Below are 26,826 nucleotides of genomic sequence, written 5' to 3' on the forward strand. Positions count from 1 at the left end.
TAACCTCAGCCCATGGACTTTACCGATCACATGACGCCCGAACACGAAGCGATGATTGCCCGGCAGGCGGTCTACTTCGTTGCCACCGCTGCGACCGATGCGCGGATCAACCTCAGCCCCAAGGGGCTCGACGGGACGTTCAAGGTGCTCGGGCCGAACCGGGTCGCCTATCTCGACCTTGCCGGTTCCGGCAATGAGACGCACGCGCACCTTGCTGCCGACGGGCGGATCACCATCATGATGTGCAATTTCGAGCAGCCCGCGCTGATCCTGCGGCTCTACGGCATGGGCAAGGCGGTACTGCCACAGGATGCCGGATGGGACGAACTTCAAGCGCACTTCAGCTTGCTGCCGGGGACCCGCCAGATCTTCGACATCACGGTCGACAGCGTCCAGACCAGCTGCGGCTGGGGGGTGCCGGTGATGCACCTCGACAAGGAGCGTCAGACCCTGACCAAGTACCATGCCCAGTCCGACCCGGTGAAGTGGATGGACAAGGTCGGCGGGCGGACGCAGTCAATCGACGGGCTGCCGACCCGGCCGACCGACCGCTACATCGCGGGCTGATGCAGCTCACTTTCGCCAGCTACAACATCCACAAGGCAGTTGGACTTGACCGGCGGCGCGATCCCGAGCGAATCCTGGCCGTACTGCACGAGATCGACGCCGACGTGGTCGCATTGCAGGAGGCCGACCGCCGCTTTGGTCGGCGCGAGACGGTGTTGCCGCGGGCGATGCTCGACGATCTCTCGCACTACCGCGCGGTGCCGCTCAACCACCGCCCGGATTCTATCGGCTGGCATGGTAATGCCCTGCTGGTCAAGCGCGGCATCGCAGTTGCAGAGGCGGGGATCGTGCCGCTGCCGACATTGGAGCCGCGCGGAGCCGTGCGCGCCGATCTGCTGGCCCACGGGGCGCGGCTTCGGGTGGTCGGCATGCACCTCGATCTGTCGGGGCTGCGCCGCCGCCAGCAATTGCGCGCGATTCTGGGCGAGGTGACGCACTGCGGTCCGGCCTGCCCCATGGTGCTGATGGGCGATTTCAACGAGTGGGCAATCCACGGCGGCGCCTGGCGCGAATTCCTTGCCCCTTGGCGGGTGCTGATGCCAGGGCGATCGTTCCCCGCGCGGCGCCCGGTCGCGCAGCTCGACCGCATCGTGATTTCGGAACAATGGCAGGTCGACGCTGCGGGCGTCCATCATTCGGCGCTGGCGGCCGTTGCATCGGATCACCTGCCGGTGGTTGCCCGCCTGACCCTGCCTAAAAAATAGGCAGCTGCGCAGCTTTCGCGCGCCTTCCGCTTGCCGAACGCAACGCGATTGCGCGAGCTGCTCTGAAAAGCAACGAAACTTCCAGATTGGCACGGCCCTTGCTGCATGTGCGAAGCCGGCGAAGGGCCGGCGGGCAATCAGGGGATCGGCATGAAGTACATCATCGCCATCATCAAGCCGTTCAAGCTAGACGAGGTGCGCGATGCTCTCGGCGCCATCGGCGTCGCGGGGATGACCGTTTCCGAGGTCAAGGGCTTTGGCCGGCAAAAGGGGCAGACCGAGATTTACCGCGGCGCGGAATACAGCACCAACATGCTGCCCAAGGTGAAGATCGAAGTGGCCTGCAGCGACGCACTCGCGCCGCAAGTGGTCGAAACCATCCAGCAGAGCGCCAGCACCGAAGCGATCGGCGACGGCAAGGTCTTCGTGCTCGATCTGGCCTCGGCCACCCGCATCCGCACCGGCGAAACCGGGGATACCGCGCTGTGATGGGCGCGCGCTACAAGGGGGACTTCCCAATGATCCGCAAGCTTCTTTGCGGCCTGGGCGTTACGGGAGCCAGCCTCCTGACCGCCACGGCCGCTTTCGCGCAGGACGCCGCCGCGGCGGGTCCGATCAAGGCGCCGAGCGTCGAACAGATGGCCACCATGGTCAACAAGGGTGACACCACCTGGATGATGATCTCGGCGGTGCTGGTGCTGATGATGAGCGTGCCTGGCCTGGCGCTGTTCTATGGCGGCTTGGTCCGCACCAAGAACATGCTCAGCGTGCTGATGCAGGTGTTCATGATCGTCTCGGTCACCGGGCTGCTGTGGGCCGTGGTCGGCTATTCGCTGGCCTTCACCAGCGGCGGTCCGTTCATCGGCGGCCTGTCCAAGGCGCTGATGGCCGGGGTGACCAGCGGCACCTATGCCGCGACGTTTTCCAACAATGTCTACATCCCCGAACTGACCTATTTCGTCTTCCAGATGACCTTCGCCATGATCACGCCGGCGCTGTTCATCGGATCGTTCGCGGAACGGATCAAGTTCACCCCGCTGATGATCTTCACCGTGCTGTGGTCGCTGCTGGTCTATTACCCGATCGCACACATGGTGTGGTACTGGGCCGGACCGGACTTCCTCGCCGATGCCCCAACCGACGTCGGCTTCCTGTTCGGCAAGGGCGCGCTCGATTTCGCCGGTGGTACCGTGGTCCACATCAATGCCGGGATCGCCGGGCTGGTCGGCTGCCTTGTGGTCGGCAAGCGGCTCGGCTTTGGCAAGGAAGCCACCCCGCCGCACTCGCTGACCATGACCATGATCGGCGCCAGCCTGCTGTGGGTTGGCTGGTTCGGCTTCAACGCGGGCTCGAACCTTGAATCGAACGGCGTGGCCGCGGTGGCCTTCGTCAACACCATGCTGGCAACCTGCGCCGCAGCGGTCAGCTGGGCGGTGATCGAACAGATCGTCCACAAGAAGCCGTCGATGCTGGGGGCAGCGTCAGGTGCGGTGGCCGGACTGGTCGCGATCACCCCGGCCTCGGGCTTCGGCGCGCCGATGACCTCGATCGTGCTCGGCCTGATCGTCTCGCCGATCTGCTTCTTCTTCGTCTCGACGGTGAAGAACAAGTTCAAGTACGACGATACCCTCGACGTTTTCGGGGTGCACTGCATCGGCGGGATCACCGGGGCGATCGCCACCGGGATCGTCGCCAACCCGGCGCTCGGCGGGCAGGGCTGGATCGACTACACGGTCTTTCCCGCGGTGCCCGGCGCCTGGGACACGATGGGCCAGTTGAAGTCGCAGCTGATCGCGATTCTGACCACGCTGGTCTGGTCAGGCGGCATGTCGACGGTCCTGCTGCTGGCGCTCAAGTACACCATCGGCCTGCGTCCCACCGAGGAAGCAGAGCGCGAAGGGCTCGACATCAACGAGCACGGCGAGCGCGCCTACAACTACTGAGTTACCCGAGCTTGGCGGGGTTGGGTTCCTCCTCTCCTCCCCCGATCCCGCCAACCCACGTTCCTCCTGCGAACGTCAAACTAATGGGCCGGAGCCAGCCGCTCCGGCCCTTTTTTTGTGGACTGAGACGAACGCCAGGCCACCGTTCGTCATCCCCGCGCAAGCGAGGACCCTTCTCGGAAGGGCAAAAGCTGGATCCCCGTTTTCGCGGGGATGACGAGGTAGAGGAGAGGAGTGCCTACCGCGCCAACGCGGCTTCGCTCTGGTCCATCAGGCGCTGCATGATCGTTGCCACCGGTTCCTCGGTGTTGACCATGCCCACCGATTGTCCGGCCATCAGGCTGCCATTCTCGACGTCGCCGTCGATCACCGCGCGGCGCAGCGCGCCGGCCCAGAAGTGTTCGATCTGCAGCTGGGCCTCGCCCATGTCGACCTTGCCCTCGTCGAGCAGCTGGGCAACCTCGCGCTGCTTGGCAGTGAACTCTTCGGTGCCTTTGTTCTTCAGCGCGCGCACCGGGATCACCGGCAGGCGCGGATCGACCTGGACCGAGGCGACCGCATCGCGCGCATTGGCGCGGAAGAAGGCCTTCTTGAACAGCGGGTGGGCGATCGATTCGCTGGCGCAGGCAAAGGCGGTGCCCAGCTGCACGCCCGAGGCGCCCATTTCGAGATAGGCGGCGATCATGTCACCGTGGCCGATCCCGCCGGCGACTAAGACGACGTGATCCTCGGCCAGCTCGGGCAGGAATTCCTGGGCCAGCACTGACGTCGCGACCGGGCCGATGTGGCCGCCGGCTTCGCTGCCCTCGATCACCAGCGCGTCGGCGCCGCTGCGCAGCAGCTTTTTCGCCAGCGCCAGGGTGGGGGCGAAAACCAGGACCTTGCCGCCAAAGTCCTTGATCGCCTCGACACTGCCCTTGGGCGGGATCCCGCCGGCCAGCACGACGTGGCTGATCTTGTGCCGCGCGCAGACCGCGATCAGGTCGAACAGCATCGGATGCATGGTGATCAGGTTGACGCCGAATGGTTTGACGGTCAGCGCCTTGGTCGCGGTGATTTCGGCGTCGAGCAGCTCGGGGGTCATCGCCCCGCAGGCAATCACGCCGAACCCGCCGGCATTGCTGATCGCGGAAACGAGATTGCGTTCCGATACCCAGGACATCGCGCCGCACAGCACGGCGTATTCGGTACCCAGAAAATCGATGCCGCGTTGCATCAGGCGGCGCGTGTGGGGGAAGCTTGTCATGGCCGTGACGCTTAGGCAGGGCATGACCGGACGGCAAGAAGCAAGGCTGCTGCACGGCGAAATGTACACAATGCAACTTATCGGATAATTGACAGACAGTAAGCGAAGATGATCGTTTCCGGCGATTAGTGCGATCGGCTACGATAAGCGCAATTCCGTCCACAGACTCAGGAGAGACGCCATGAACATGAAGACTGAAACCAGCGGCGGATGCCCGGTCCATCCTGGCGGGGTGCGCGCGCTGCTCGGCCGCCAGAACCGCGACTGGTGGCCCGATGCACTGGCCGTCGATATTCTGGGCGCCAATGGCGCGGCCGATCCGATGGGCGAAGACTTCGACTATGCCGAAGCGTTCAACGCGCTGGATTACAACGCGCTCAAGGCCGATCTTACGGCACTGATGACCGACAGCCAGCCTTGGTGGCCGGCCGACTATGGCCATTACGGCCCGTTCTTCATCCGTATGGCCTGGCACGCTGCCGGGACCTATCGCACCGGAGACGGCCGCGGCGGCGCCAACAGCGGGCAGCAGCGCTTTGCCCCGCTCAACTCGTGGCCCGACAACGGCAACCTCGACAAGGCGCGGCGCCTGCTGTGGCCGATCAAGCAGAAGTACGGCAAGCACATCAGCTGGGCCGACCTGTTCATCCTTGCCGGCAATGTCGCGATCGAATCGATGGGCGGTCCGGTGTTCGGTTTCGGCGGCGGTCGCAAGGACGTGTTTGAACCGGAACGCGACATCTATTGGGGTGACGAGGACAAGTGGGTCAACCAAGGCGTGCAGACCCGCATTGATCCCGACAAGGGCATGACCGAACTCGACGGTCCGCTCGCCGCAATTCAGATGGGCCTGATCTACGTCAACCCGGAAGGGCCGGGCGGCAACCCCGATCCGCTGCAGTCGGCGCGAGACATGCGCGCGACGTTCGAACGCATGGCGATGAATTCGGAAGAAACCGTCGCGCTGACCGCAGGCGGACACACTTTCGGCAAGGCGCATGGCAATGGCGATCCAAGACTGCTCGGCGCAGCCCCGGCTGGCGGCGATCTTGCAGCGCTTGGTTTCGGCTGGACCAGCAGCGCCGAACACGGCGGGATTGGCGAGCATACCGTGACCAGCGGTATCGAAGGTTCGTGGGTTAACACCCCGACCAGCTGGAGCGAGAACTACTTCCGTCTGCTGCTCGACTATGACTACGAACTGGTTCATTCGCCCGCCGGTGCGCAGCAGTGGCAGCCGATCAATCAGAAGCCCGAAGACATGGCACCGGCGGCATGGGATCCTTCGAAGAAGGTTCCGACGATGATGACCACCGCCGACATGGCGCTGAAGATGGATCCGGAATTCCGTGCGATCAGCGAAAAGTTCCGCAACGATCACGAAGCATTCAAGGATGCCTTCGCACGCGCCTGGTTCAAGCTGTGCCATCGCGACATGGGCCCCAAGGTGCGCTACCTCGGCCCCGAGGTTCCGGCTGAAGACCTGATCTGGCAGGATCCGATCCCGGCCGGCACCAAGCCGTCGGATGCGGATGTGGCAGCCGTGAAGGCGGCGATCGCATCGAGCGGCCTGACCGTCAGCCAGCTGGTCAAGACCGCCTGGGCCTCGGCCAGCACCTATCGCAAGTCCGACCACCGCGGCGGCGCCAATGGCGCGCGCATCCGCCTGGCGCCGCAGAAGGACTGGGACGTCAACGAGCCGGCCGAGCTGGCCAAGGTGCTGTCCGTGCTTGACGGTCTGCGCGGCAACCTGTCGATGGCCGATGCCATCGTGCTGGGCGGCGTAGTCGGCCTTGAAAAGGCGATTCGGGATGCCGGCTTCAATGTCGCAGTACCGTTCAGCGGCGGCCGCGGCGATGCCACGGCAGAGCAGACCGATGCCGACAGCTTTGCCCCGCTTGAACCGCAGGCCGATGCCTTCCGCAACTACCTGCCCAGGAAGCTGCGGGTGAAGACCGAGGAAATGATGCTCGACAAGGCATCGCTGCTTGGCCTGTCGGTGCCCGAAATGACCGTGCTGATTGGCGGCCTGCGGGTGCTGGGTGCCAACCACGGTGGCCGCGGCCACGGCAGCTTCACCAAGCGTGCCGGACAGCTGACCAATGACTTCTTCGTCAACTTGCTGGGCATGACCAATGTGTGGAAGGCCGTCGACGGCAGCGATGAGGAAGAGTTCGTCGCGACCGACCGCGCCAGCGGCGGTGAAACCTGGCGCGCCACCCGGGCCGATCTGGTGTTCGGTTCCAACAGCGAACTGCGCGCTGTCGCCGAAGTCTATGCCGAGAAGGGCCACGAGGAAAAGTTCGTGCGCGACTTCGTCAAGGCCTGGACCAAGGTGATGAACGCCGATCGCTTCGACCTGGGCAAGGGCGTCGCACCAGCCTGAACCAAGCCGTCTTTGCGGCAGTGAAGGGCCCCGCTGCGGTTTCGGCCGGAGCGGGGCCTTTGCTTAGACCCGATATACAATCGATTGCAAGTGCGACTGCGGCGCGTTACGCTCGTCTGCATCTGCGGGAGGATAACGATGCGTGCTGTGCTTTGCCGCCTTTGGCTTTGTGGTCTGTTCGCACTTGGCGGACTGTCCGCCGCGCAGGCCGAATCGATACCAGTCTGGCAGATTTCTTCGCCGCATGGACAGCTGCGCGCCGAGGTGCGCCAGTCTGCCGACGGCGGGGCGGAATATGCGGTGTCGCTCGACGGCCAGCGGGTAGTCGACTGGTCACCGCTTGGCCTGACGCTGGGCTGGGTCGATCAATCCCGGGCCGACAGCGAACAGCGCGCCGACTTTGCCCGGACCGTGACGATCGCCGAACGTTCCCGCCAAAGCGTGCAGGATGCCTATGCCATGGTAACCGGCAAGCGGCGCAACAACGCCTATGCGGCGCAAGCCTTGACCCTGGCCCTGACCGACGTCGAAACCGGGCGGCAGCTCGATCTCGAATTTCAGGTGGCCGATGATGGCGTGGCGTTTCGCTATGCACTGCCGGGCAGGAGCGCGCTCTACAGCTGGGTCGAGCACGAGGATACCGGATTTGCGATCGGTCTGGGCGGCACGCATTGGGGCCAACCCTACGACCGGCCCAATGCCTGGCAGCCGGCCTATGAAGCGCCCTGGAACACGGGTTTACCGACCGGAACCGCGGTTCCTGCGGAAGCCGGACCGGGCTGGTCGATACCGGCACTGTTTCGAAGTGCGGGCGGGGCGTGGATCCTGCTGCACGAAAGCGGCCTGACCCGCGATTACCACGCTTCGCACCTGGCACCTGAGGCGCCCGCGGGACTCTACCGGATCGCTGGTCCGCTGGCAGCCGATGGCAACGGCTTTGGCGATATCCGCGCGGCAATGACGGCGCCTGCGGCAATGCCTTGGCGCTTCATGGTAATTTCCCGCCGACTTGGCGACATCGCCGAATCGAACCGGGTGTTCGATCTGGCTGCGCCCAGCACCGTGGCGGACACCGACTGGATCAAGCCCGGGATTTCGTCGTGGTCATGGCTGACCGATCACGACAGTTCGCAGGATCTGGGCAAGCTCAAGGCCTTCATCACGCTCGCCGCCGACAGGGGTTGGTCCTATTCGCTGGTCGACGCCAACTGGGAACGGATCGGCCCCGACGTGATCGAACAGCTGGTCGCCGAAGGCAACGCACGCGGCGTCGGGGTGCTGCTGTGGTACAATTCGGGTGGGCGCCACAACGCGGTCACCGAGGGCCCGCGCAACATCATGGATGACCGGATGCGCCGCCGGGCCGAGTTTGCCCGGCTGGAGCGGCTGGGCATCAAAGGGGTCAAGATCGATTTCTTCCAGTCCGACAAGCAGGAGCGGATCCGCCAGTACATCGAGATCCTCGAGGATGCGGCCGCCTTCCACCTGCTGGTCAATTTCCACGGCTGTACCGTCCCGCGCGGCTGGCAGCGGACCTATCCCCACCTGATGACGATGGAGGCAGTGCGCGGGGGTGAGCACTACACCTTCGACAGCGAGCCCGATTTCGGCCAGCTGTCGACCACGCAGAACAGCGTCCTGCCCTTCACCCGCAACGTAATCGGCTCGATGGATTTCACCCCCGTCCTGTTCAGTCGGCAGCGCCGCACCCGGCTGACCACCAGCGCGCACGAGGCGGCGCTGGCCGTGGTGTTCGAAAGCGGTATCCAGCACATGGCCGACGGCGCGGCGGGTTATGACGGGGTAAGCGCCGATTATAAGCGTTACCTGGCAAATGTACCGACGGTGTGGGACGAGACCCGGTTCCTCGCCGGCAGTCCCGGCCAAGGGATCGTGCTGGCGCGGCGTGCGGGACCCCGCTGGTACATCGCCGGGATCAGCGGCGCGGCGGCGGCACGGACCCTGACGCTTGACCTCAGTTTTCTGGGCAGGGGCGCGGCGGCGCTGGAATTGAAGGACGGGCCCGACCGATACGGGTTCTATTCGGGCCGCAGGCAGCTCGCGGCCGGGCTGCAGAGGGTGACGCTGAACCCCTATGGCGGCTTCGTCTGGGTCGTCGCTGCGGCGAACTAGCTGCGCGTGCGGCAATACGAAACCCCGCCCTGGCCGATGCCGGGACGGGGCTTCGCTTTGGGGGCCGACCAAAGGGAGGGGGAAACGTCAGCCCCCGGGGGGTCAGTCGTTGAGCCGCGCGGCCACGCCGGCGACGCGTTCGCCGTAATGGCGCGCGCTGGCCAGATCGCCGCTGTGGATCTCTTCCACCGAAGCATCGGAGGGCGAGCGCACCAGCAGGCCGACCGAGCCGCCTAGGTTGTTGAGATCGGCGGTGGTCGCCGCCTTGTGATTGGTCGGGGCCAGGCCCAGGCTGACCCAGATCCCGCCATGCTGGCTTGCCAGGGTCTGCATCTGGATCAGCGTCACCTGCTTGTCGCCCGAGGGGCTGGCCGAGTTGGTGAAGCCGCCGAACACCTTGTCGGCCCATTCGCGGGTGAACCACTTTTTCGAAGTGGCGTCGGAGAACTTTTTGAACTGCCAGCTGGCGCTGCCCATGTAAGTTGGCGCGCCGAAGATGATGGCGTCGGCGGCGTCGAGCGCGGCCCAGTCATCGTCGCCGATGTCGCCTTCGGGGCTGATCGCGACAAGCGCGGCGCCAGCGCCGGCGGCGACATGTTCGGCGACAACCTTGGTGTGGCCATAGCCCGAATGGTAGATCACGACGGTCTTGCTCATGGTAGTGTCCCTATGCTTGCTGGTTTCAAAAAGTAACCTAATGACGAATCGCTACATAGGCACTATATGAAAGCTGAAAAGAGGGCACGTTTGCGAAAGCTGGTTTCGCTTTGGAAACTGCCCGGAAGGATCCGCCAATGAGCTATGACGTCTACAGCGCCGAATGCCCCGCCCGCGCGGTACTCGATCACGTGGGGGATAAATGGGCGCTGCTAGTGCTGCACCGTCTGTCGCAGAGCGCGACCCGCTTCAATGCGCTCCGCCGGGATATTCACGGCGTCTCGCAGAAAGTGCTGAGCCAGGTGCTCAAGCGGCTGGAGCGTGACGGGCTGATCGATCGGCAGGTTTTCCCGACGGTACCGGTAACGGTCGAATATTCGCTGACCCGGATGGGTGAGTGCCTGACCGCCAATGTCGGCCCGCTGCTGCACTGGGCGGAAAACAACATGGACCAGATCCGCGCCGCGCAATCGGCCTACGACGCCCGCCTGTCCGAAGCGGCCTGAACCGAAGGCGTTTGGTGCTTGCGATCCGGGCGCGCAGACGGCATGGGCGCGCCGGGGCACGGGATCGGCGGACTCTGCACTGTTCCGCGCGCAATGATTGAGGCTTCGTGCTCGAACTTCAGGCCCAGATGAACGACACGCTGCTCGCGCGCCTGCGCGCGCGCTATGGCCAGCGCGCGCCGTCACTGGCCCTGACCTTGCTGGTCGAACTGGTGCTGATCCTGGCCGTGCTGTCGATCGGCTTTGCGCCCGATCAGAAAAAGACCAAGCCCGGAACCCGGCTGGTCAGCATCGCAGTCAAACCGGCCGATGACGACAAGCCCAAGACCGAGAAGGCGGCGCCGGCAAAGGCGGCTGCCACGCAGAAGATCCAGCGCCCGCAGGCGGCAAAGTCTGCTGTCGCGGCGCCGGTGACGCCGCCGCAGATCACCCCCGCCGCGCCGCCGCCGCCGGCCTTCATTCTCATTCCCAAGAATCAGATGGCGGCGCTCGATATTTCGCGTGTGCCGCGCACGGCGCCCGCCCCGGGCCAGGCCAAGGCACTTTACGGCCCGGCCGACCTGGGTGTGCCGGGCGACAGCAAGCGCGTCGGCTCGGCGCCCAATGGCCAGCCGCTCTACGCCGCGGCCTGGTATCGCGAACCCTATGACAACGAGCTGTCGGGCTATCTTTCGACCGCCGAAGGTCCCGGCTATGCCCTGATCGCCTGCCGCACCGTGGCCGACTGGAAGGTCGACGACTGCGTCGCGCTCGACGAATATCCTTCGGGTTCGCGGCTCGCCCGCGCTGTGCTTGCCGCCGCCTGGCAATTCAAGGTCCGCCCGCCGCGCCTCGGCGGGGTCTACAAGGTCGGCGAATGGGTCCGCATCCGCATCGATTACGAACAGCGCCGGCGACCGGGCGGGTAAAGCAGTCCTGTCAGGCTGCTTGGTCGGTGGCGTCCATGCCATAGGCGGTGTGGAGCACGCGCACGGCCAGTTCGGTTTCGTCCTCGTCGATCAGGACCGAAACCTTGATTTCGCTGGTGCTGATCGCCTGGATATTAATGCCGCGATCAGCGAGCGCGCGGAACATCGTCGCGGCCACGCCGGCGTGGCTTTTCATGCCGACGCCGACAACGCTGATCTTGGCGACCTTGCCGTCGGTGATGATGCGGTTGTAACCGATCGCTTCCTTCTGCGCTTCCAGCAAGGTCTGCGCGCGCAGCAGGTCGGCCCCGGGCACGGTGAAGGTCACGTCGGTCTCGCCCTTGTCGCGCCCGACATTCTGGATGATCATGTCGACGTTGATGTTCGCTGCGGCAAGCGGGCCGAAGATCGTAGCCACCGCGCCGGGCCGGTCGGGCACCCGGGTCAGGATGAGCTTGGCTTCGTTCTTGTCGGCGGCGATGCCGGTGATGAGCTGGCGCTCCATGTCCAATCCTTCCAGTTCTTCGTCGCTGACAATCAGGGTGCCGGGAATCTCGTCTGAGGGGGCGCTATCGTCGTCGATGAAACTCGACAGCACCTGAACCCGCACGCCTTCCTTCATCGCCAGGCTGACCGAGCGGGTCTGCAACACTTTCGAGCCGACCGAGGCAAGTTCGAGCATTTCCTCGTAGGTCACGTATTTCAGCTTGCGGGCCTTGGCGACGATGCGCGGGTCGGTGGTGTAGACCCCGTCGACATCGGTGTAGATGTCGCAGCGGTCCGCCCCGATCGCCGCGGCCACGGCAACGGCCGACGTGTCCGATCCGCCCCGGCCCAGCGTGGTGATGCGGTTCGCATCGGACAGGCCCTGGAAGCCGGGAATCACCGCCACTTCGCCCGCGGCCATCGAGGCGAGCAGGGCTTCGCTGTCGATGCCCTCGATCCGCGCCTTGGCATGAGCATCGTCGGTGTGGATCGGCAATTGCCAGCCCAGCCACGAGCGGGCCTGGCAACCCAGCGCCTGCAGGGTCAGGGCAAGCAGGCCCGAGGTAACCTGCTCGCCGCTGGCGACGACCACGTCGTATTCGGCCGGGTCGTAAAGCGGGTTGGCCTCGCGGCAGAAATTCACCAGGCGGTCGGTCTCGCCCGCCATGGCCGAGACGACGACGGCAACCTCGTGCCCGGCGGCCTGCTGGCGGCGGACGATATTGGCCACGCGGCGGATCCGTTCCGATCCGGCCATCGATGTGCCGCCGAACTTCATCACGATGCGGGCCACTGCGGTTACCACCCCTTGCGCAACAAAATTGCCGCCAGCACCCCTCGCGCTGCGGCGGGCGCCCTGTTAGGGTCGAGGCATGGCTAATGCAAGTTCCTCAACAACGATCCGGCCCGGTGAAGCCGCCCATTTTGGCAAGCTGGCGGCCGATTGGTGGGATCCGAAGGGTTCCTCGGCAATGCTCCACCGGCTCAACCCGGTGCGGCTGGCTTTCCTGCGCGAAGCGATCGACCGCCATTGGGGTGGCGATTCGCGCGGGGTGCGCCCCTTGGCGGGCAAGACCGCGCTGGACGTTGGCTGCGGTGCCGGTCTGCTGTGCGAACCCCTGGCCCGGCTGGGCGCGGCTGTTACCGGAGTCGATGCCGCAGCGGAAAACATCGCCGCGGCCCAGGATCACGCTGCCGGCTCCGGACTGGCGGTCGCCTACTACCATGGCGAAGTCAGCGCCTTGCCGGCAGGCACTTTCGATCTCGTCACTTCGATGGAAGTGATCGAGCACGTCGAAGACAAGGCTGCCTTCGTCGCTGCACTCGCCGCGCGGCTCGCCCCGGGCGGGCTGATGGTCCTGTCGACGCCCAATCGCACCGCGCAGTCGCGGCTACTGCTGGTCGAAGGCGCGGAGCGACTGGGCATGGTTCCGCGCGGCACCCATCACTGGGACGATTTCATCACTCCGCTCGAACTGCATGATCTGCTCGCCGAGCAGGGGCTGACCATGGGCAATCCGCGCGGCATCGCCTGGTCGCCGGGCAAGGGACTGCACCTGTCCGACGACCTGGCGCTCAACTACATCGTCGCGGTTACGGCTTCCTAGGGCCGCGGCGTCAGATCGCCTCCCGGGGCCGGCTGCTGCGCTCCGGCCGGGAGCAGCGCGGCGCGGGCATCTGCGCGCTTCTTGAGCCCTTCGGTTAAGCACGCCGGCAGCTTGGCCATCACGTCGTAAGGCTGGCCGTGCAGTCCCTCGATCACCGCCTGACGCTTTTCCAGATACCAGGTGCGTTCCGCGGCATAGGGATCGGGGCAGTCGTCCTTGATCACGGTCAGCAGATCGTCACGCTCAAGCCGCTCGTCGATCGATTTGAGCGCGCCGCTGCCGATGGCATAGACCGGATCGTTGAACGGCTTGCCGACAACGCCGGGCAGCAGCGCCAGGTCAAGCGTGCGACCGATCAGATCGCGCACAGTGGTCGGGCCGAGCAGCGGGACGAACAGGAACGGACCCGGCTTGATGCCCCAATAGCCCATCGTATAGGCGAAGCCGTTGACGTGATAGGGCACGTTGAACGGCTTGCGCTTGGCCACGTCGAACAGCCCGCCGACGCCGACCGTGCTGTTGATCACGAAGCGGCCGAGCGTCTTGAAGGCACGGCCGATTTTCAGCTGCAGTACGTCGTTCACGAAGACGATCGGCTCGGTCAGATTGATCAGGGCATTGTGCAGCCCGTCCTTGACCGGCTTGGGCAGGACCGAGCGATAGCCATAGGCAATCGGCGCGATCACCGCGCTGTCGACCGCCTGAACCACTGCGAAGGTCTGCGCGTTGATCGCCTGCAGCGGATCGCTTTTCGGCGGCTTGCCCCGGCCGGTGACGACGATCTCGGTCGGGACGGCGGAAGGCATCGGCGTATCGGCCGGCGCTGGCGTCGCGGGCTGGGCGGGGTCGGCGGTCTGCGGAGCGGCGACGTCGACCGGAGCGGGCGGTACGCTGGCGGGATCCTGCTGCTGTGCCCGCGGAGCGGCGACCGCTGCTGGCAGCGCACTATCGATCTGGGCCGCGGCGGCTCCGGCGGGATCGCCGGCCAGCGCGGCCAGCAGGGTTACGGCTGCGGGAAGGGTCATGCGCTCTTGTTCCGGATATCGTTCTTACGGCCTGTCCGGCCCCAATAGCATCGCATCGCCGAAAGGCAGGTTAAATCGTTACCGCCAAAGCGCAGAAAAGAAACCGCCGGGCGCGGTCCACGGCGCCCGGCGGGATCCATCGACTCTATCCGTCAATCGCGACGGATTCAGTCCTTCTTGGCTTCAGCAGCCGGCTGGCCCTGAACTTCGCCTTCAACCTTGGCGGCGCCATCGGCGGCTGCATCGGCAGCAGCACCAGCGGCAGCGGCGGCGGTCGCAGCGCCCTGCTCAACGGCAGTGCCGGCAGCATCGGCAGCGGCCGAAGCGTCGTCAGCAGCGGCCGAAGCAGTGGTTTCCGCAGCGTCCTGGGTCTTTTCCGAGCAGGCGGCCAGCGAGAGGCCGGCAACGGCCAGCGACAGTACAGCGATCTTGCGCATTTATTCACTCCCAGATTGGGTTCCGGTACGGCGGACGCCGCCCCGGCCCATCGCTATGGAATGTCAATAAACTTGGCAAGAGCATCGCGCACCTGGGCTTCGCGTTGCCCCCAGGATCCAGCGATATTCCGCCAGTGAACGCCGCTGCGCTCCAGCACTGCCCGGGCCATCGCATCAAACGCGTTGCGTTCGGCATCGGCACCGAAGAAGCGCGTGCCATCCTCAACCCAGGGCACGTCTGCGGCGAAGTGTAGATACAAATCGGCCTTGGGGTAGGACAGGAGTGAGTCGGGGATCTGTCCGAACAGCTTCTGCGCCCAGGCAGCCGTCATCAACTGATCGGTGTCGAGCAGCAGCAGCGGCGGATCGCACGCCGCAGCCCTGGCAATTTCCGCCGCTTCGCCGCTCGCGATCGCCAGCAGGTCCGCCATCGCCAGATCGGTGCCGTGCTGTTCGCAATAGGTGCGGCCGTATTCGGGCACCCAGGGGATGCCAAGCTCGGCCGACAGCCTGGCGGCAAGCACCGACTTGCCGGTGCTTTCCGCGCCGTGAAAGCAGACGGTGATCACGCGAAAGCGGTGGCAGCCCGGGTTTGGCGGCGCTGCGCCTCGACCCATTCCTTCAGGCCGAACAGGCTCATCACCAGCATCCCGCCATAAAGCCCGGCCGTCGGATAGAGCCCGCGGTTGATGTAGAGCAGCACTGCCGCCACATCGACGGCGATCCAGATCACCCAGTTTTCGATCCGGCGATAGCCCAGCAGAATCTGCGCCGCGACGCTGGCCCCGGCAATCGCGCTGTCGGCGAAGGGCATGGCCGCATTGGTATAGCGGTGCATCATCCAGCCCAGGTTGAGGCTGATTGCCGCAGTGGCCACCAGCCAGACCACGCGGCTGGGCCAGTCAAGCCAGCGCACCGGCACCTGATCGTCACTGCCGCCCGCCTTGGCCGCGCGGCGCCACAGGACCCAGCCCCACACATTGGCCAGCACGAAGAACACCTGCAGGCCGCTTTCGGCATAGAGCCGCTTTTCGAAGAAGATGAAGATGTAGATCGCGACCGAAGCGATCGCGAAAGCGAAGTTCCACTGCGAACGGAAAATCAGCAGGGCGATGTTGATCACGCCCAGCGCCGCCGCCACCCATTCGAGCAGCCAGAGCGTCTCATCGCTCAGGATCATGTCAGCGCGTCCTCCCACTCCGGCGGCTTGAAGCCGACCAGCAGTCCCCCGGCATGTTCCACGATCGGGCGCTTGATGCAACTGGGCTGGGACACCATGAGCGCGATGGCACCGGCTTCGTCGAGGCCCGCGCGCTCTGCCTCGGGCAATTTTCGGAATGTCGTTCCAGCGCGGTTGAGCACCTTGTCGAGACCCGCTGCGGCGATCCAGCCGGCCAGTCGATCAGGTGCGATTCCCGCCTTCTTGTAGTCGTGAAAGCTATAGGCAATTCCATGCGCATCCAGCCAGGTCCGCGCTTTCTTGACTGTGTCGCAGTTTGGGATGCCATAGACGGTGACAGTCATGCGGCAGGACTTTCATAGCGGTGCGTTCGGGGATTCTCGCAGGTGTAGAGCGTGTAGTCGGCGTAGTATTCGCCGCGACCACGGGCCTGGGTCCGGGCGTGATCGGGGTGGCTGCCCCACGCGCGGGCCGCCTCGGCATCGGCCCATTCGGACAGCGCGATCACCTCGCCATCGTCGGCGGTGTAGCTCTTGAACGAGAGGAAGCCGGGCTGGACGCGGGCCAGCGCTTCCATTCGATCAGCGTCGGCGGCGTAGGCAGCGGCGTCGATATCGGCGCGCTTGCGATTGCGGAAGACGACCAGGAACATGGGTCGTTCCTAATCACGATATGGACAGCGGTGCAATCACGCGCCAAAGCCCTAGGCCCTAAACCCGATACCGGCACCTTCGGGGTTTGAGCCAGAATGGCCCAGCACAAGGAGAGATGACGCAGGAATATGTCGATATTTCAAGACATCTCGACGCCGGGATGGGCCATTCTGGCCAAATCCCTTCGGGACGCCCAAATGGCTTCCATCTCGAACGAATCCGCCCTTGGAAAGGCAACCAGCCTTCCCGGTGGGCGAATTCGCCCGATATGTTCGCCATTTGGGCGCCCCGAAGGCGCCGATATCGGGTTTAGGGCCTAGCCATGTCGATCAACACCTTTGGCCGCCTGCTGCGTTTCACCACCTGGGGCGAAAGCCACGGGCCGGCGCTGGGCGCCGTGGTCGACGGGTGCCCGCCGGGACTGGCGCTGGACGAGGCATGGATCCAGCCGTTCCTCGATGCACGGCGACCGGGGCAATCGAAGTTCACCACCCAGCGCCAGGAACCCGACGCGGTGCGGATCCTCTCGGGCGTGTTCGAAGGCAAGACTACCGGCACCCCGATTTCACTGATGATCGAGAACGTCGATCAGCGCAGCAAGGACTATTCGGAGGTCGCCAAGGCTTACCGGCCGGGCCACGCCGACTATGCTTATGATGCCAAGTACGGCTTTCGCGACTATCGCGGCGGCGGGCGCAGTTCGGCGCGCGAAACCGCGGCGCGGGTCGCGGCAGGGGCGGTGGCGCGGCTGGTGATCCCCGAAGTGGCGGTGCTGGGCTATGTTGCCGAAATCGGCGGCGATGCGATCGACTTGGCCAATTTCGATCCGGCGGAGATCGGCAACAACCCGTTCTTCTGCCCCGATGCGCAGGCTGCCAAGCGCTGGGAAAAGATCGTCGATGACGCGCGCCTGGCCGGATCCTCGGTTGGCGCGGTGGTCGAATGCCTGGCCACCGGCGTTCCCGCCGGCTGGGGCGCGCCGCTCTATGGCAAGCTCGACGCCGATCTGGCCGCAGGGATGATGGGTATCAACGCGGTCAAGGGCGTCGAAATCGGCGACGGTTTCGCCGCCGCGCGTCTGACTGGCGAACAGAACGCCGATCCGATGCGCCCTGGAAACGACGGACCAGAATTTACCGAGAACCACGCCGGCGGGATCGCGGGCGGGATCAGCACCGGGCAACCGGTCAAGGTCCGCATCGCGTTCAAGCCGACCAGTTCGATCCTGACCCCGGTTGAAACCATCGACCGCGACGGCCAGGCGACCGAAATTCGCACCAAGGGTCGTCACGATCCCTGCGTCGGGATTCGCGGCGTGCCGGTGGTCGAAGCGATGATGGCGCTGGTGCTGGCCGATCACAAACTGCTGCACCGCGGGCAGTGCGGCTAGTCGAGATAGACCGCGAAAGCCGCAAAGACGTCTTTCAAGCCTGACGGTTCTTCGCTGGCGCGCAGCTTGGCCAGCGCTGCCCCGGTATCCAGGACATAGTCGGATACCCCCTCGTCGCTGCCGCTGCGCTCCCCGCCCAGGCTCTGGATGAAGGCCATCGCGGCGCGGTTCTCGTTGAGGATCTGCGCATCGAGCGCGGCGATCCCCTCGATCCGGCAATGGACCAGCAGCACTGCGGTGAGCATCCGGGCCAGTCCCAAACCGTGATAGGCATCGACGATTCCGACGGCGAATTCGCCGCGCTGGCTGCGATCGGCATTGCGTACCGCGTGGACCACGCCGATCGCCGTGCGCTGCGGATCGTCGCTGAGGATTGCGCCCCAGGCGAGGTGGCGGTGGCCGTCAACCTCGACCAGCCGCTCGATCACGTGGTCGGGCGGTGTGGGCGCGACCGAGAAGAATCGCAGGTAGCGCGATTCCTGGGACAGCTGAGCGATGCCGCTGCGCAGGCGGTCTTCGTCATCGGGGCGGACCGCGCGGATGCAGACCTTGACGCCGTTCTCAAGCCGGGTGTGGACGATGACATCGTCGATCGGACCGGCTCCGCTCGCTTGGGTCATCTGCCGTCCTCCCCCGATTTGCCCGCCGCGCAGTTATCCCCGCAGCACCGCGCCAAGCTTCGCCGCGGCGGCGGTAATCCGTTCGGCAATGGCCTTTAGTTCCGCCTCGTCGAAGCTCTTTTCGCCCGGCTGCAGCGTGACTTCAACCGCCAGGCTTTTCTGTCCCTCGGGCACGCCGGTTCCGCGGAAATCGTCGAACACCCGCACGGCGACGATATTGGCCTTGTCGGCACCCTTGACCGCGCGGACCAGATCGCCCGCTGGCATCGCCGCGTCGACCAGAAAGGCGAAATCGCGGGTCACCGCCTGCAAAGCGGGCGGTGCATAGGCGCTGCGAGCAAAGCCGCTGACACCCTTTCGCGCCGGGATCGCATCGAGAAACAGCTCAACCGCCGCCACCGGTGCGTCGATGTCGAAGACCTTGAGCGTCGCCGGGTGGATCATGCCGAAGCGCGCCAGGACAGTCTTGGGCCCAAGCCGCAGTGTGCCTGACTGGCCCGGGTGGAACTGCGGTCCCGCCTCGCCCATGACCTGCAGGCTGTCGATCGGCGCGCCGGCTTCCGCCAGCAACGCTAGTGCTTCGGCCTTGGCGTCAAAGGCATCGAACATCTGCGCCTTGCCGGAAGCCCAGCCGCGCGTGACCTTTTCGCCCGCCAGCACGGCACCCAGCGTCAGCCGTTCGTCGGAATGGCCACCGTCGCCGCGCAGGTAGCGGCGGCCAAGCTCGAACAGTCGCAACGCAGCGGCGCCGCGATCAAGGTTGCGCTGCGCGGCAGACAACAGACCGGGCAGCAGCGACGGGCGCATCGCCTTCATGTCCTCGCTGATCGGGTTGGCGAGCACCCACAGGCCGCTGTTGCCCTCGGCAAAGTGCTGCGCTTCGGCCTCGGGCAGGAAGGACCAGGTCACCACCTCGTTCAACCCGCGCGCGGCGGCGGCGCGGCGAACCTTTCGCTCCACCTTCTGTGCCGCAGTCGCGGTCGGCCGGGCAACGCCGCCGGTGCGTGGCAATGGCGTGCTGGTCACACGGTCAAGCCCGTGGATGCGGACGACTTCCTCAACAATGTCGGGGGCTCCGTCGACATCCGGACGCCAGGTCGGGACGATCACGTTCCACTTGGCATCGGCGGCAAATCCCAAGGCGCGCAGCGTGGCGCGCTGCTCGTCATCGGGAATGGCGACCCCGCCCAACGATTCGGCCAGAGCCGGATTATAGGAGACGATCTTGGTGCTCTTGGACACTTCGCCAGCGCGTACGACTTCGCTCGGCGCACCGCCGCAGATCCCGACGATCAGGTTGGTAAGAATTTCCAGGCCCGCGTCGAGAAAGGCTGGATCGACCCCGCGTTCGAAGCGCTGGCGCGCGTCCGACGTCAGGCCCAGCTTGCGCCCGGTTGCACCGATCCGGTCGGGATCGAAATAGGCGATCTCCAGCAGGACGTCGGTGGTCGTCTCGCTGCAGCCCGAATGCTCACCGCCCATGATCCCGGCGATGTCGTGCACGCCGCTGTTATCGGCGATCACGGTCATGGTGGAATCGAGCGCATATTCCTTGGCGTTGAGCGCCAGGCAGGTTTCGCCGTCCTTTGCGCGCCGGGCAACGACCGCGCCGTTCAGCTTGGCGAGGTCATAGGCGTGGGCCGGGCGGCCATAGGTCAGCATCAGGTAGTTGGTCAGATCGACCAGCGCGGAGATCGGGCGCTGGCCGGCACTGTTGAGCCGCGTCTGAATCCAGTCGGGGCTGGGGCCATTTTTGACGCCCTTGATTACGCGGCCATGGAAAGCCGGGCAGCCTTCGGGATCGTCGGTACGTATCTCGATCGGGCAAGGGAAGCTGCCGGGAACCGCCTGGGCGGCGATCGGCTTGAGCGTGCCCAGTCCTGCCGCGGAGAGATCGCGGGCGATGCCGTATACGCCCATGCAGTCGGGGCGGTTGGGGGTGATCGCCACGTCGAACACCGGGTCGCTGCCGTGATAGGCAGCGAAGGACGTTCCAACCGGGGCATCGGCGGGCAGCTCGATGATCCCGTCGTGATCGTCGCCCAGTTCCAGCTCGCGCGTGGAACACATCATGCCGTTGGACTCGACCCCGCGGATCGCGCTTTTCTTCAGTTCGAAGCCGCTCGCCGGAACCACGGCGCCGGGCAGGCCGAGGACGCCGACCAGGCCTGCGCGCGCATTGGGCGCGCCGCAGACGACTTGCAGCGGCTCGCCGTCGCCGGTGTCGACCGTCAGCACTTGCAGCTTGTCGGCATTGGGGTGGCGCTCGGCGGTCAGCACCTTCGCGACCTTGAAGCCGGCCAGCCGGGCTGCCGGGTCTTCCAGGCCTTCGAGCTCGAGCCCGATCGCGCTGAGCTTTTCGGCGATGACTTCGGCCGAAGCGTCGGTTTCAAGGTGATCCTTGAGCCATGTCAGCGAGAACTTCATGCGCCTGCTCCCACGCCGCCGGAAAGCGTCGGCACGTCATGGGGATTGAAGCCGTAATGTGCGTTCCAGCGCAGATCGCCGTCGAAGAAGGCGCGCAGATCGTCCATGCCGTATTTGAGCATGGCCAGCCGGTCGACGCCGACGCCGAAGGCAAAGCCCTGCCATTCATCCGGATCGAGCCCGCCCGCGGCGATCACTTTGCGATTGACCATGCCCGAACCGAGCAGTTCCATCCAGCCGTGGCCGGGCGCGTCGCCGCTGCCGCCGAGTACGCGCTTGCCGTTCAGCAAGGCGAAGCCAACGTCGACCTCGACCGACGGCTCGGTGAAGGGGAAGTAGCTGGGGCGCAGCCGCAGGACGATGTCCTCACGCTCGAAGTAGGCCTTGAGGAAGGTCTCCAGCGTCCACTTCAGGTGACCCAGCGTGATCCCGCGATCGATCACCAGACCTTCGACCTGGTGGAACATCGGGGTGTGGGTGGCGTCGCTATCGCTGCGATAGACCCGGCCCGGGGCGATGATCCGCAGCGGCGCGCCCCCCGGGTTGTCTTTGACCACGGCGATCATCGCGCGGATCTGCACCGGGCTGGTGTGGGTGCGCAGCAGCATCTCGCGACCTTCGCCATCCTTGTCGGGGAAGTAGAAGGTATCGTGCATCGCCCGCGCCGGATGGGTTTCGGGCATGTTGAGCGCGGTGAAATTGTGCCAGTCGTCCTCGATCTCGGGCCCGGTGGCCACGGCGAAGCCCATGTCGGCAAAAATCTCGGCCAGTTCGTCCATCACCTGGCTGACCGGATGGATCGAGCCGCGCGGGGTTTCGGGCGCTGGCAGGGTCAGGTCGACCACTTCGCTGGCCAGGCGCGCATCCAGGGCGGCGTCTTCAAGCGCAGCCTTGCGCTGAGCCAGGGCTTCGGTCACCGCTTCGCGCAGAGCATGGATTTGCGGGCCGGTCGATTGCCGCTCCTCTGCCGACATGGCGCCCAGCGTCTTGAGCAGGCCGGAGATCGACCCCTGCTTGCCCAGGAAGCCGACCCGCAGTGTCTCCAGCGTGCCCAAATCCTGCGCGGCGGCGATCTGCGCCAGCGCGTCTTCACGGGTTGCTGCATAATTCACTGTTCTGGGGTCCGTTCCTTGGCGGGGTTGAAAGCGCGCCTTTAGCCAGAGCCTGCGCGCCTGCAAAACGGAAAAAGCGCGCGACCTGCGCGGTCAGGTCCGGTCGGGCGCTGCGCCATCGGGTGAATCAAGCGTTTGCACCGCCGCCCGCAGCATCCGTGCCCGCTCATGCATGAAGCGGTCGAGCACCGGGTGGGGCAGCGCGGCATATTCGCGCGGGGTCATGTCCATGAACTGGTGAAAGTCGCGAACGAACTGCGCCTGATCGTGATAATGGCCATCGATCGCCCCGATCCATTTGAGCGACGGGTCCAGCATGAACTGCGCCAGACTGCGCATGAAACGCTGGCGGCGCAGCAGCAGCTTGGGCGAAAAACCGAAATGGCGCTGGCACAGCCTTTCGATCGTTCGCTGCCCGGTGCCGACCTCTTCAACCAGTTTCGCCACGCTATCGATGCGCGGATCGATCAGGGCGCCGTGCACGGCGACGATGCGTGCTTCCTCGTTTGGATCTGGTTCGCCCAAGCCGCGAAAGAACGAGATGATCCGAGCCAATTCCGCGGCTTCGTCGGGCGCGGTGCCGAACAGGCGGTCGGCCAGCGGCGTGAACGCCGCGAAGGCGGGGTGCCGTGCGCCGTCGGTCACCAGGTTGGCATGATCGCAGGCCGGCTTGCCGACGTAGCGGTGCCAGCCCAGCGGCAGCAGGCCGATTCCCCAGAAGCGGGTCGTGCCCAGGCGGAAATGGCAGGGCAGGCTGCTGGGGCCGGTAGCGATGAAAGTTGCACCGGAAACGACCGCGCCCTGGCCGACCCAAGCATCCGGCGAGGCACCCGAAAAGAAGCGCAGCCCGGCCCATTCGGGTTGCAACGCATCCTCGACCAGCTGGCCGTCGGGCACGTCGATTTCAGTCACGTAGAACGTGGTGAAATAGCGGCGCAGGTCTTCGGGCGGCGGATGGAACCGCACCGTGATCGAAACGTCTGGCGACACCGAAGGTTACCCCTGGTTTGATCCGGCAAGCCTGCCCCAGCCAAACAGCGCTGGCAAGGCGCATGTCACCCTGGGCGATGCAGCGCCTGGACCGCCTCGCCCGCCGCGGCGAGCCGGGCCCGCGCGGCGGCGCGCAGTACCGGATGGTCAAGCGCGGCATAGGCGCTCGGGCTCATCCCCATGAAGCGCTTGAAATCGCGGACGAAGTGGGCCTGGTCGACATATTGCCAGTCGAGCGTGGAAATCCAGGTCAGCGAAGGGTCGAGCATGAACTGCGCCAGGCTGCGCAGGAAGCGCTGGCGGCGCAGCAGCAGCTTGGGCGAAAATCCGAAGGCGCGCAGCGACAGGCGTTCGAGCGAGCGCGGCGAAGTGCCGATCCGCGCAGCTAGATCGGTGACCGCGGCGACATCGAGATCGATCAGTGCCCCGTGTGCCGCGCGGATCCGCGCTTCCTCGGCATGGGCCGGGCGGGTGGCAAGATAGTCCAGCAGGAACGTATCGATCCGCCGCGCTTCGGCCGCGGGGTCGGGCGCGTCGGCAAAGGCTTGGTCGGGCAAGCCGGCCAGTCCGGTGAACACCGGATCGGCCGCGGCATCGACAAAATCATCGGCATAGTCCGAAGCCGGTGCGTCGAAGAATCGGGCCCAGCCCAGCGGCAGGATCCCGATTCCCCAGATCCGCGTCGTACCCGTGACGAAGTGCGAGCAATGGCTGGACGGACCCGAAGCGATGAAGCGCGGCGCAATGCGCAGTGGCTGGGCCCCGATGGCGGCTCTCCAGCTATCGTTGCGGGCAAAGCGCAGGTTGCCCCATTCGGGGTGCAGATAATCCTCGATCATCGTGCCTGCGGGCACGCTGACTTCGGTCAGGTAATAGGTCGAAACATAGGGTGCCAGGGCGGGCGACGGCATGAAGAAACGCACGCCAACCGCATCGCCGGCAAACTGCGGCTGCATTCCGATAGTGCCCCAACTCTACCAGGGCCTGAATCGCCCTGTGGCGACATCTTGCGTGAAGCGCGCGTGCGTCACAAGCGGCGTTTGCAGACCCTGCGTTCATTTCAGGACAAAAAAGGGGCGCGAAGAGCAATGCCCTTCGCGCCCCTTTTTGTCAGGCGTCGCTGATGCGCGGCTCAGGCCGGCAGCGCGGCCTTGGCCTGGGCGATCACCGCGGTGAACACGCCGCCTTCGTTCATCGCCAGATCGGCCATGACCTTGCGGTCCAGCGTGATCCCGGCCAGCTTGGTGCCGTGGATGAACTGCGAATAGGTCAGGCCTTCGGCGCGAACCGCGGCGTTGATGCGCTGGATCCACAGGGCGCGGAACGTCCGCTTCTTCACCTTGCGATCGCGGTAGGCGTACTGGCCGGCCTTTTCGACCGCCTGACGCGCAACGCGAATGGTGTTCTTGCGGCGGCCACGATAACCCTTGGCCTGTTCCAGAATGTTCTTGTGCTTGGCGCGGGTGGTTACACCCCTTTTGACGCGTGCCATATCTTAGTACTCCGAATATCCGTGAAGCGATCCCGCTGTGCGGGACCAGCTATGTTCAGCCCAGACCGTAGGGCGCCCACTTCTTGATCACCTTCGCGTCGGCGTCGGAAATCGTGTCGGTGCGGCGATGCTGGCGGATGTACTTGGCATTGTGGCTGATCAGGCGGTGGCGCTTGCCGACCGCGCCGTGCTTGATCTTGCCAGTGGCGGTGAGCTTGAAGCGCTTTTTCACGCCGCTCTTCGTCTTCAGCTTGGGCATTTTCGTCTCCTGTTCGAAGACACGTCCGATCCGCCGTGGCAGCCCTAGTTGGCCAGGCCGATCCCGAGAATCACTGCAAGCAGCAATTCATCCGTGTCGGTTGAAGCGCGCGCCCCTAAACAGGAATCGACGGAAAGGCAAGGCTTGCCGTATCCGGCTGGAAAGTCTTTGGCGAACGTGACAGGCTGCGTTCGCGATGACCCAGCCGACCTATCTTGCCGGACGCCTGCTGCTGGCCATGCCGGGCATGGGCGATCCACGCTTTGACCACGCGGTGATCGCGATGGTCCAGCACGATGCCCACGGCGCGCTTGGATTGGGCATCGGGACCGCGGTGCAGGGCGTGACCGTGCATACCGTGCTGGCCGATCTGGGGATCGATCCGGGCGTTGCGCCGGACGATCCGGTGCTGCTGGGCGGGCCGGTCGAAACCGAGCGCGGGTTTGTCCTGCACAGCCCCGATTGGACCTCGCGCGCCACCGTCAGCGCGGGGGCCCTGGGGGCGATGACTACTTCGCGCGATGTCCTGGCGGCAATCGCTGCGGGCAAGGGGCCCAGCCGCTTTGTCGTGGTGCTGGGCTATGCCGGGTGGGATGCCGGGCAGCTCGACGCGGAAATGACGCGCCACGGCTGGTTCGCTGCGCAGGGCCGCACGCAGATCGTCTTCGATACCCCGGCGGAAGAGCGCTGGAAGGCGGCATGGCGCGCCGAGGGGATTGATCCGGCCTTGCTGGCCAGCGAAACCGGGCGGGCCTGACCGGCACCGCCCGGTTGCAAAGTCCCTAGGCGGCGTCCGCCGAACTGGGGTTCTTTACCGCCCACAGTCCGAAGCTGGCAATGATCGCATAGCAGACCACCGGCACGATCAGCGCCATGCGGATATTGCCGGTAACGTCGGCCACGGTGCCGAACAGGTAGGGCACCAGCGCCCCGCCGACGATCGCCGTGCAGAGGATCCCCGACCCTTGCGGCGCACGCTCGCCCAGGCCTTCGGTGCCAAGACTGAAGATCGTCGGGAACATCAGCGAATTGCAGAAACCCACCAGGATCAGTGCCCAGCCCGATATTGCGCCCATGCCGAATGCAGACAGTGCGATGAGGCCGATTGCTGCGGCGGCATAGGCGGTCAGGACGCGGCCCGGCCTGAACATGCGCAGGATGAAGCCGCCGACCAGTCGCCCGATCATCGCGCCGCCCCAGTAGAAGGCGACCAACTTGCCCGCTGCTTCCAGACCCAGGCCCATCACGCTCTGCTCGCCCAGATAGGCGATCATGTTCGATCCGATCGCCACTTCAGCGCCGACATAGGTGAAGATGCACAGCGCGCCGAGCTGGACGCGGCGGTTGGTCAGCAACAGGTCAAGCGTACCGGCAACCTTGGTCTGTTCGGTCTTGGCCCCGTCCAGCGCGCCGCGGAACATCCAGAACAGCGCGGCGATGGCCAGCATCGCGATCGCCAGCCACATGTAGGCATGGCCGATCGAGGCACCCTGTTCGACCCGGTAGGCCTGCATTTCCACGGCAGAGGCGGTCGCCGCGTCGATCGGCTTGGCATCGCCGAGCAGGACCTTGGCCCCGCCATAGACCATCAGCGTGACGCCGATCGAATTGAACGCCTGGGCAAAGGTCAGCCGGCTGTGCGAGGTTTCCGTCGGCCCCAGCGTGGTGATCACCGGGTTCATCGCCACCTGCAGCACGGTGATCCCCGCGCCAATGAAGAACAGCGCGGCCAGGAACCCGCCGAACGAGGCATTGGCCGATGCCGGGATGAACAGCAGCGCAGCGGCGGCGACCATCACGAAACCCAGCACGAAGGTGCGGATATAGCCCAGCTTGCTCATGATGATGCCGGCGGGGATCGAAAAGGCGGCATAGGCAATGAAGAACGCCATCTGGACCAGGTTGGCCTCGGCATGGCTGAGCTGGAACATCGGCCTGAACTTGCCGACCAGCAGGTCGTTGATGTTGGTCACCCCGCCCAGGATGAAGAACACGGCGAAGACCAGCAGCAGCACCGTTGTGGTGCTGGCGTTGCTTTTCCCGCCGCCCGATCCCGGTGCAGTCGAGCCTGTAATCGGTGCAGCCATGCCGCCTCTCC

28 protein-coding genes are annotated in these 26,826 nt (G+C 65.4%); 11 read left to right on the top strand and 17 right to left on the bottom strand.

Features of this window, described 5'->3' with window-relative positions:
* The first annotated feature begins 12 nt into the window (after positions 1 to 12).
* The 4 genes from ACFFF7_RS12870 (at position 13) to ACFFF7_RS12885 (ending at position 3,214) form a co-directional block, all read left to right on the top strand.
* The gene (locus ACFFF7_RS12870) at positions 13 to 567 is read left to right on the top strand and encodes a pyridoxamine 5'-phosphate oxidase family protein (RefSeq protein WP_379481752.1); all 555 of its coding nucleotides are present in this window, start codon (positions 13 to 15) and stop codon (positions 565 to 567) included.
* Positions 567 to 1,271 carry an endonuclease/exonuclease/phosphatase family protein gene (locus ACFFF7_RS12875; RefSeq protein ID WP_379481753.1) on the top strand — a complete coding sequence of 235 codons (705 nt, stop codon included), beginning with the start codon at positions 567 to 569 and terminating at the stop codon, positions 1,269 to 1,271. Before ACFFF7_RS12870 ends, ACFFF7_RS12875 begins: the two co-directional genes overlap by 1 nt.
* Before the next feature lie 150 nt (positions 1,272 to 1,421).
* A complete protein-coding gene (locus ACFFF7_RS12880) occupies positions 1,422 to 1,760 on the top strand; it encodes a P-II family nitrogen regulator (protein WP_100867766.1) in 339 nt (112 codons plus the stop codon).
* Between the two features lie 29 nt (positions 1,761 to 1,789).
* Positions 1,790 to 3,214 (top strand): ammonium transporter, encoded by a 1,425-nt coding sequence (locus tag ACFFF7_RS12885; RefSeq protein WP_379481754.1) that lies wholly within the window; start codon positions 1,790 to 1,792, stop codon positions 3,212 to 3,214.
* Between the two features lie 238 nt (positions 3,215 to 3,452).
* On the opposite strand, the gene ACFFF7_RS12890 is transcribed toward ACFFF7_RS12885, so the two are convergent.
* Positions 3,453 to 4,460, bottom strand: a complete 1,008-nt coding sequence (locus ACFFF7_RS12890) for an NAD(P)H-dependent flavin oxidoreductase (protein WP_379481755.1) — start codon at positions 4,458 to 4,460, stop codon at positions 3,453 to 3,455.
* 181 nt (positions 4,461 to 4,641) lie between these two features.
* Here ACFFF7_RS12890 and katG point away from each other — a divergent pair, with 181 nt between their 5' ends.
* Positions 4,642 to 6,846 carry a catalase/peroxidase HPI gene (gene katG / locus ACFFF7_RS12895; RefSeq protein WP_379481756.1) on the top strand — a complete coding sequence of 735 codons (2,205 nt, stop codon included), beginning with the start codon at positions 4,642 to 4,644 and terminating at the stop codon, positions 6,844 to 6,846.
* Between the two features lie 138 nt (positions 6,847 to 6,984).
* Positions 6,985 to 8,979, top strand: a complete 1,995-nt coding sequence (locus ACFFF7_RS12900; protein ID WP_379481757.1) for a glycoside hydrolase family 97 protein — start codon at positions 6,985 to 6,987, stop codon at positions 8,977 to 8,979.
* A 102-nt stretch (positions 8,980 to 9,081) separates the two neighbouring features.
* Here ACFFF7_RS12900 and ACFFF7_RS12905 read toward each other — a convergent pair whose 3' ends face one another.
* Positions 9,082 to 9,636, bottom strand: a complete 555-nt coding sequence (locus tag ACFFF7_RS12905) for a flavodoxin family protein (protein WP_379481758.1) — start codon at positions 9,634 to 9,636, stop codon at positions 9,082 to 9,084.
* Between the two features lie 137 nt (positions 9,637 to 9,773).
* Between ACFFF7_RS12905 and ACFFF7_RS12910 the strand changes: the two genes are divergently transcribed.
* Positions 9,774 to 10,142, top strand: a complete 369-nt coding sequence (locus ACFFF7_RS12910) for a winged helix-turn-helix transcriptional regulator (RefSeq protein ID WP_379481759.1) — start codon at positions 9,774 to 9,776, stop codon at positions 10,140 to 10,142.
* Positions 10,143 to 10,249: 107 nt separating this feature from the next.
* Positions 10,250 to 11,050, top strand: coding sequence for a hypothetical protein (locus ACFFF7_RS12915; RefSeq protein ID WP_379481760.1), 801 nt, complete (start codon positions 10,250 to 10,252; stop codon positions 11,048 to 11,050).
* 10 nt (positions 11,051 to 11,060) lie between these two features.
* Here ACFFF7_RS12915 and ACFFF7_RS12920 read toward each other — a convergent pair whose 3' ends face one another.
* Positions 11,061 to 12,329, bottom strand: a complete 1,269-nt coding sequence (locus ACFFF7_RS12920; RefSeq protein WP_446686289.1) for an aspartate kinase — start codon at positions 12,327 to 12,329, stop codon at positions 11,061 to 11,063.
* A gap of 79 nt (positions 12,330 to 12,408) precedes the next feature.
* On the opposite strand from ACFFF7_RS12920, the gene ubiG reads away from it, so the two are divergent.
* Entirely contained in the window at positions 12,409 to 13,143 is a 735-nt protein-coding gene (ubiG, locus tag ACFFF7_RS12925) for a bifunctional 2-polyprenyl-6-hydroxyphenol methylase/3-demethylubiquinol 3-O-methyltransferase UbiG (protein ID WP_379481761.1), read from the top strand.
* Here the strand turns inward: ubiG and ACFFF7_RS12930 are convergent.
* The 6 genes from ACFFF7_RS12930 to ACFFF7_RS12955 form a co-directional block, all read right to left on the bottom strand.
* Positions 13,140 to 14,168: an MlaA family lipoprotein gene (locus ACFFF7_RS12930; protein ID WP_379481762.1), complete on the bottom strand. Its 1,029-nt coding sequence runs from the start codon at positions 14,166 to 14,168 to the stop codon at positions 13,140 to 13,142. The genes ubiG and ACFFF7_RS12930 overlap by 4 nt on opposite strands.
* 167 nt (positions 14,169 to 14,335) lie before the next feature.
* Positions 14,336 to 14,605, bottom strand: coding sequence for a hypothetical protein (locus tag ACFFF7_RS12935; RefSeq protein WP_379481763.1), 270 nt, complete (start codon positions 14,603 to 14,605; stop codon positions 14,336 to 14,338).
* 53 nt (positions 14,606 to 14,658) lie between these two features.
* Positions 14,659 to 15,174 carry an AAA family ATPase gene (locus ACFFF7_RS12940; RefSeq protein ID WP_379481764.1) on the bottom strand — a complete coding sequence of 172 codons (516 nt, stop codon included), beginning with the start codon at positions 15,172 to 15,174 and terminating at the stop codon, positions 14,659 to 14,661.
* Complete coding sequence (pnuC, locus tag ACFFF7_RS12945) at positions 15,171 to 15,785, bottom strand: nicotinamide riboside transporter PnuC (protein WP_379481765.1); 615 nt, start codon at positions 15,783 to 15,785, stop codon at positions 15,171 to 15,173. Before pnuC ends, ACFFF7_RS12940 begins: the two co-directional genes overlap by 4 nt.
* A complete protein-coding gene (locus tag ACFFF7_RS12950) occupies positions 15,782 to 16,129 on the bottom strand; it encodes an arsenate reductase (RefSeq protein WP_379481766.1) in 348 nt (115 codons plus the stop codon). Before ACFFF7_RS12950 ends, pnuC begins: the two co-directional genes overlap by 4 nt.
* Positions 16,126 to 16,437 carry an antibiotic biosynthesis monooxygenase family protein gene (locus ACFFF7_RS12955; protein WP_379481767.1) on the bottom strand — a complete coding sequence of 104 codons (312 nt, stop codon included), beginning with the start codon at positions 16,435 to 16,437 and terminating at the stop codon, positions 16,126 to 16,128. The genes ACFFF7_RS12950 and ACFFF7_RS12955 overlap by 4 nt, the downstream gene beginning before the upstream one ends.
* A 323-nt stretch (positions 16,438 to 16,760) precedes the next feature.
* Here ACFFF7_RS12955 and aroC point away from each other — a divergent pair, with 323 nt between their 5' ends.
* Positions 16,761 to 17,828, top strand: coding sequence for a chorismate synthase (gene aroC / locus ACFFF7_RS12960; protein ID WP_379481768.1), 1,068 nt, complete (start codon positions 16,761 to 16,763; stop codon positions 17,826 to 17,828).
* Here the strand turns inward: aroC and ACFFF7_RS12965 are convergent.
* The 7 genes from ACFFF7_RS12965 to rpmI form a co-directional block, all read right to left on the bottom strand.
* Complete coding sequence (locus ACFFF7_RS12965; protein ID WP_379481769.1) at positions 17,825 to 18,448, bottom strand: GNAT family N-acetyltransferase; 624 nt, start codon at positions 18,446 to 18,448, stop codon at positions 17,825 to 17,827. The two genes, aroC and ACFFF7_RS12965, sit on opposite strands and share 4 nt — an antisense overlap.
* A gap of 33 nt (positions 18,449 to 18,481) precedes the next feature.
* Positions 18,482 to 20,875 (bottom strand): phenylalanine--tRNA ligase subunit beta, encoded by a 2,394-nt coding sequence (gene pheT / locus ACFFF7_RS12970; protein WP_379481770.1) that lies wholly within the window; start codon positions 20,873 to 20,875, stop codon positions 18,482 to 18,484.
* Complete coding sequence (gene pheS / locus ACFFF7_RS12975; protein ID WP_379481771.1) at positions 20,872 to 21,987, bottom strand: phenylalanine--tRNA ligase subunit alpha; 1,116 nt, start codon at positions 21,985 to 21,987, stop codon at positions 20,872 to 20,874. The genes pheT and pheS overlap by 4 nt, the downstream gene beginning before the upstream one ends.
* A gap of 93 nt (positions 21,988 to 22,080) precedes the next feature.
* Entirely contained in the window at positions 22,081 to 22,977 is an 897-nt protein-coding gene (locus ACFFF7_RS12980) for an AraC family transcriptional regulator (RefSeq protein ID WP_379481772.1), read from the bottom strand.
* A 65-nt stretch (positions 22,978 to 23,042) separates the two neighbouring features.
* Positions 23,043 to 23,933 (bottom strand): AraC family transcriptional regulator, encoded by an 891-nt coding sequence (locus ACFFF7_RS12985; RefSeq protein WP_379481773.1) that lies wholly within the window; start codon positions 23,931 to 23,933, stop codon positions 23,043 to 23,045.
* A gap of 176 nt (positions 23,934 to 24,109) precedes the next feature.
* Positions 24,110 to 24,469, bottom strand: a complete 360-nt coding sequence (gene rplT / locus ACFFF7_RS12990; RefSeq protein ID WP_379481774.1) for a 50S ribosomal protein L20 — start codon at positions 24,467 to 24,469, stop codon at positions 24,110 to 24,112.
* A gap of 55 nt (positions 24,470 to 24,524) precedes the next feature.
* A complete protein-coding gene (gene rpmI / locus ACFFF7_RS12995; protein ID WP_217404741.1) occupies positions 24,525 to 24,728 on the bottom strand; it encodes a 50S ribosomal protein L35 in 204 nt (67 codons plus the stop codon).
* 196 nt (positions 24,729 to 24,924) lie between these two features.
* Here rpmI and ACFFF7_RS13000 point away from each other — a divergent pair, with 196 nt between their 5' ends.
* On the top strand, positions 24,925 to 25,485 hold the full coding sequence (locus ACFFF7_RS13000; RefSeq protein WP_379481775.1) for a YqgE/AlgH family protein: 561 nt from the start codon (positions 24,925 to 24,927) through the stop codon (positions 25,483 to 25,485).
* A 25-nt stretch (positions 25,486 to 25,510) separates the two neighbouring features.
* On the opposite strand, the gene ACFFF7_RS13005 is transcribed toward ACFFF7_RS13000, so the two are convergent.
* Complete coding sequence (locus ACFFF7_RS13005; RefSeq protein ID WP_379481776.1) at positions 25,511 to 26,815, bottom strand: sugar MFS transporter; 1,305 nt, start codon at positions 26,813 to 26,815, stop codon at positions 25,511 to 25,513.
* Between the last annotated feature and the right edge of the window lie 11 nt (positions 26,816 to 26,826).

The sequence above is a fragment of the Novosphingobium aquiterrae genome (genome assembly GCF_042434435.1).
Taxonomy (GTDB): Bacteria; Pseudomonadota; Alphaproteobacteria; order Sphingomonadales; family Sphingomonadaceae; genus Novosphingobium; species Novosphingobium aquiterrae.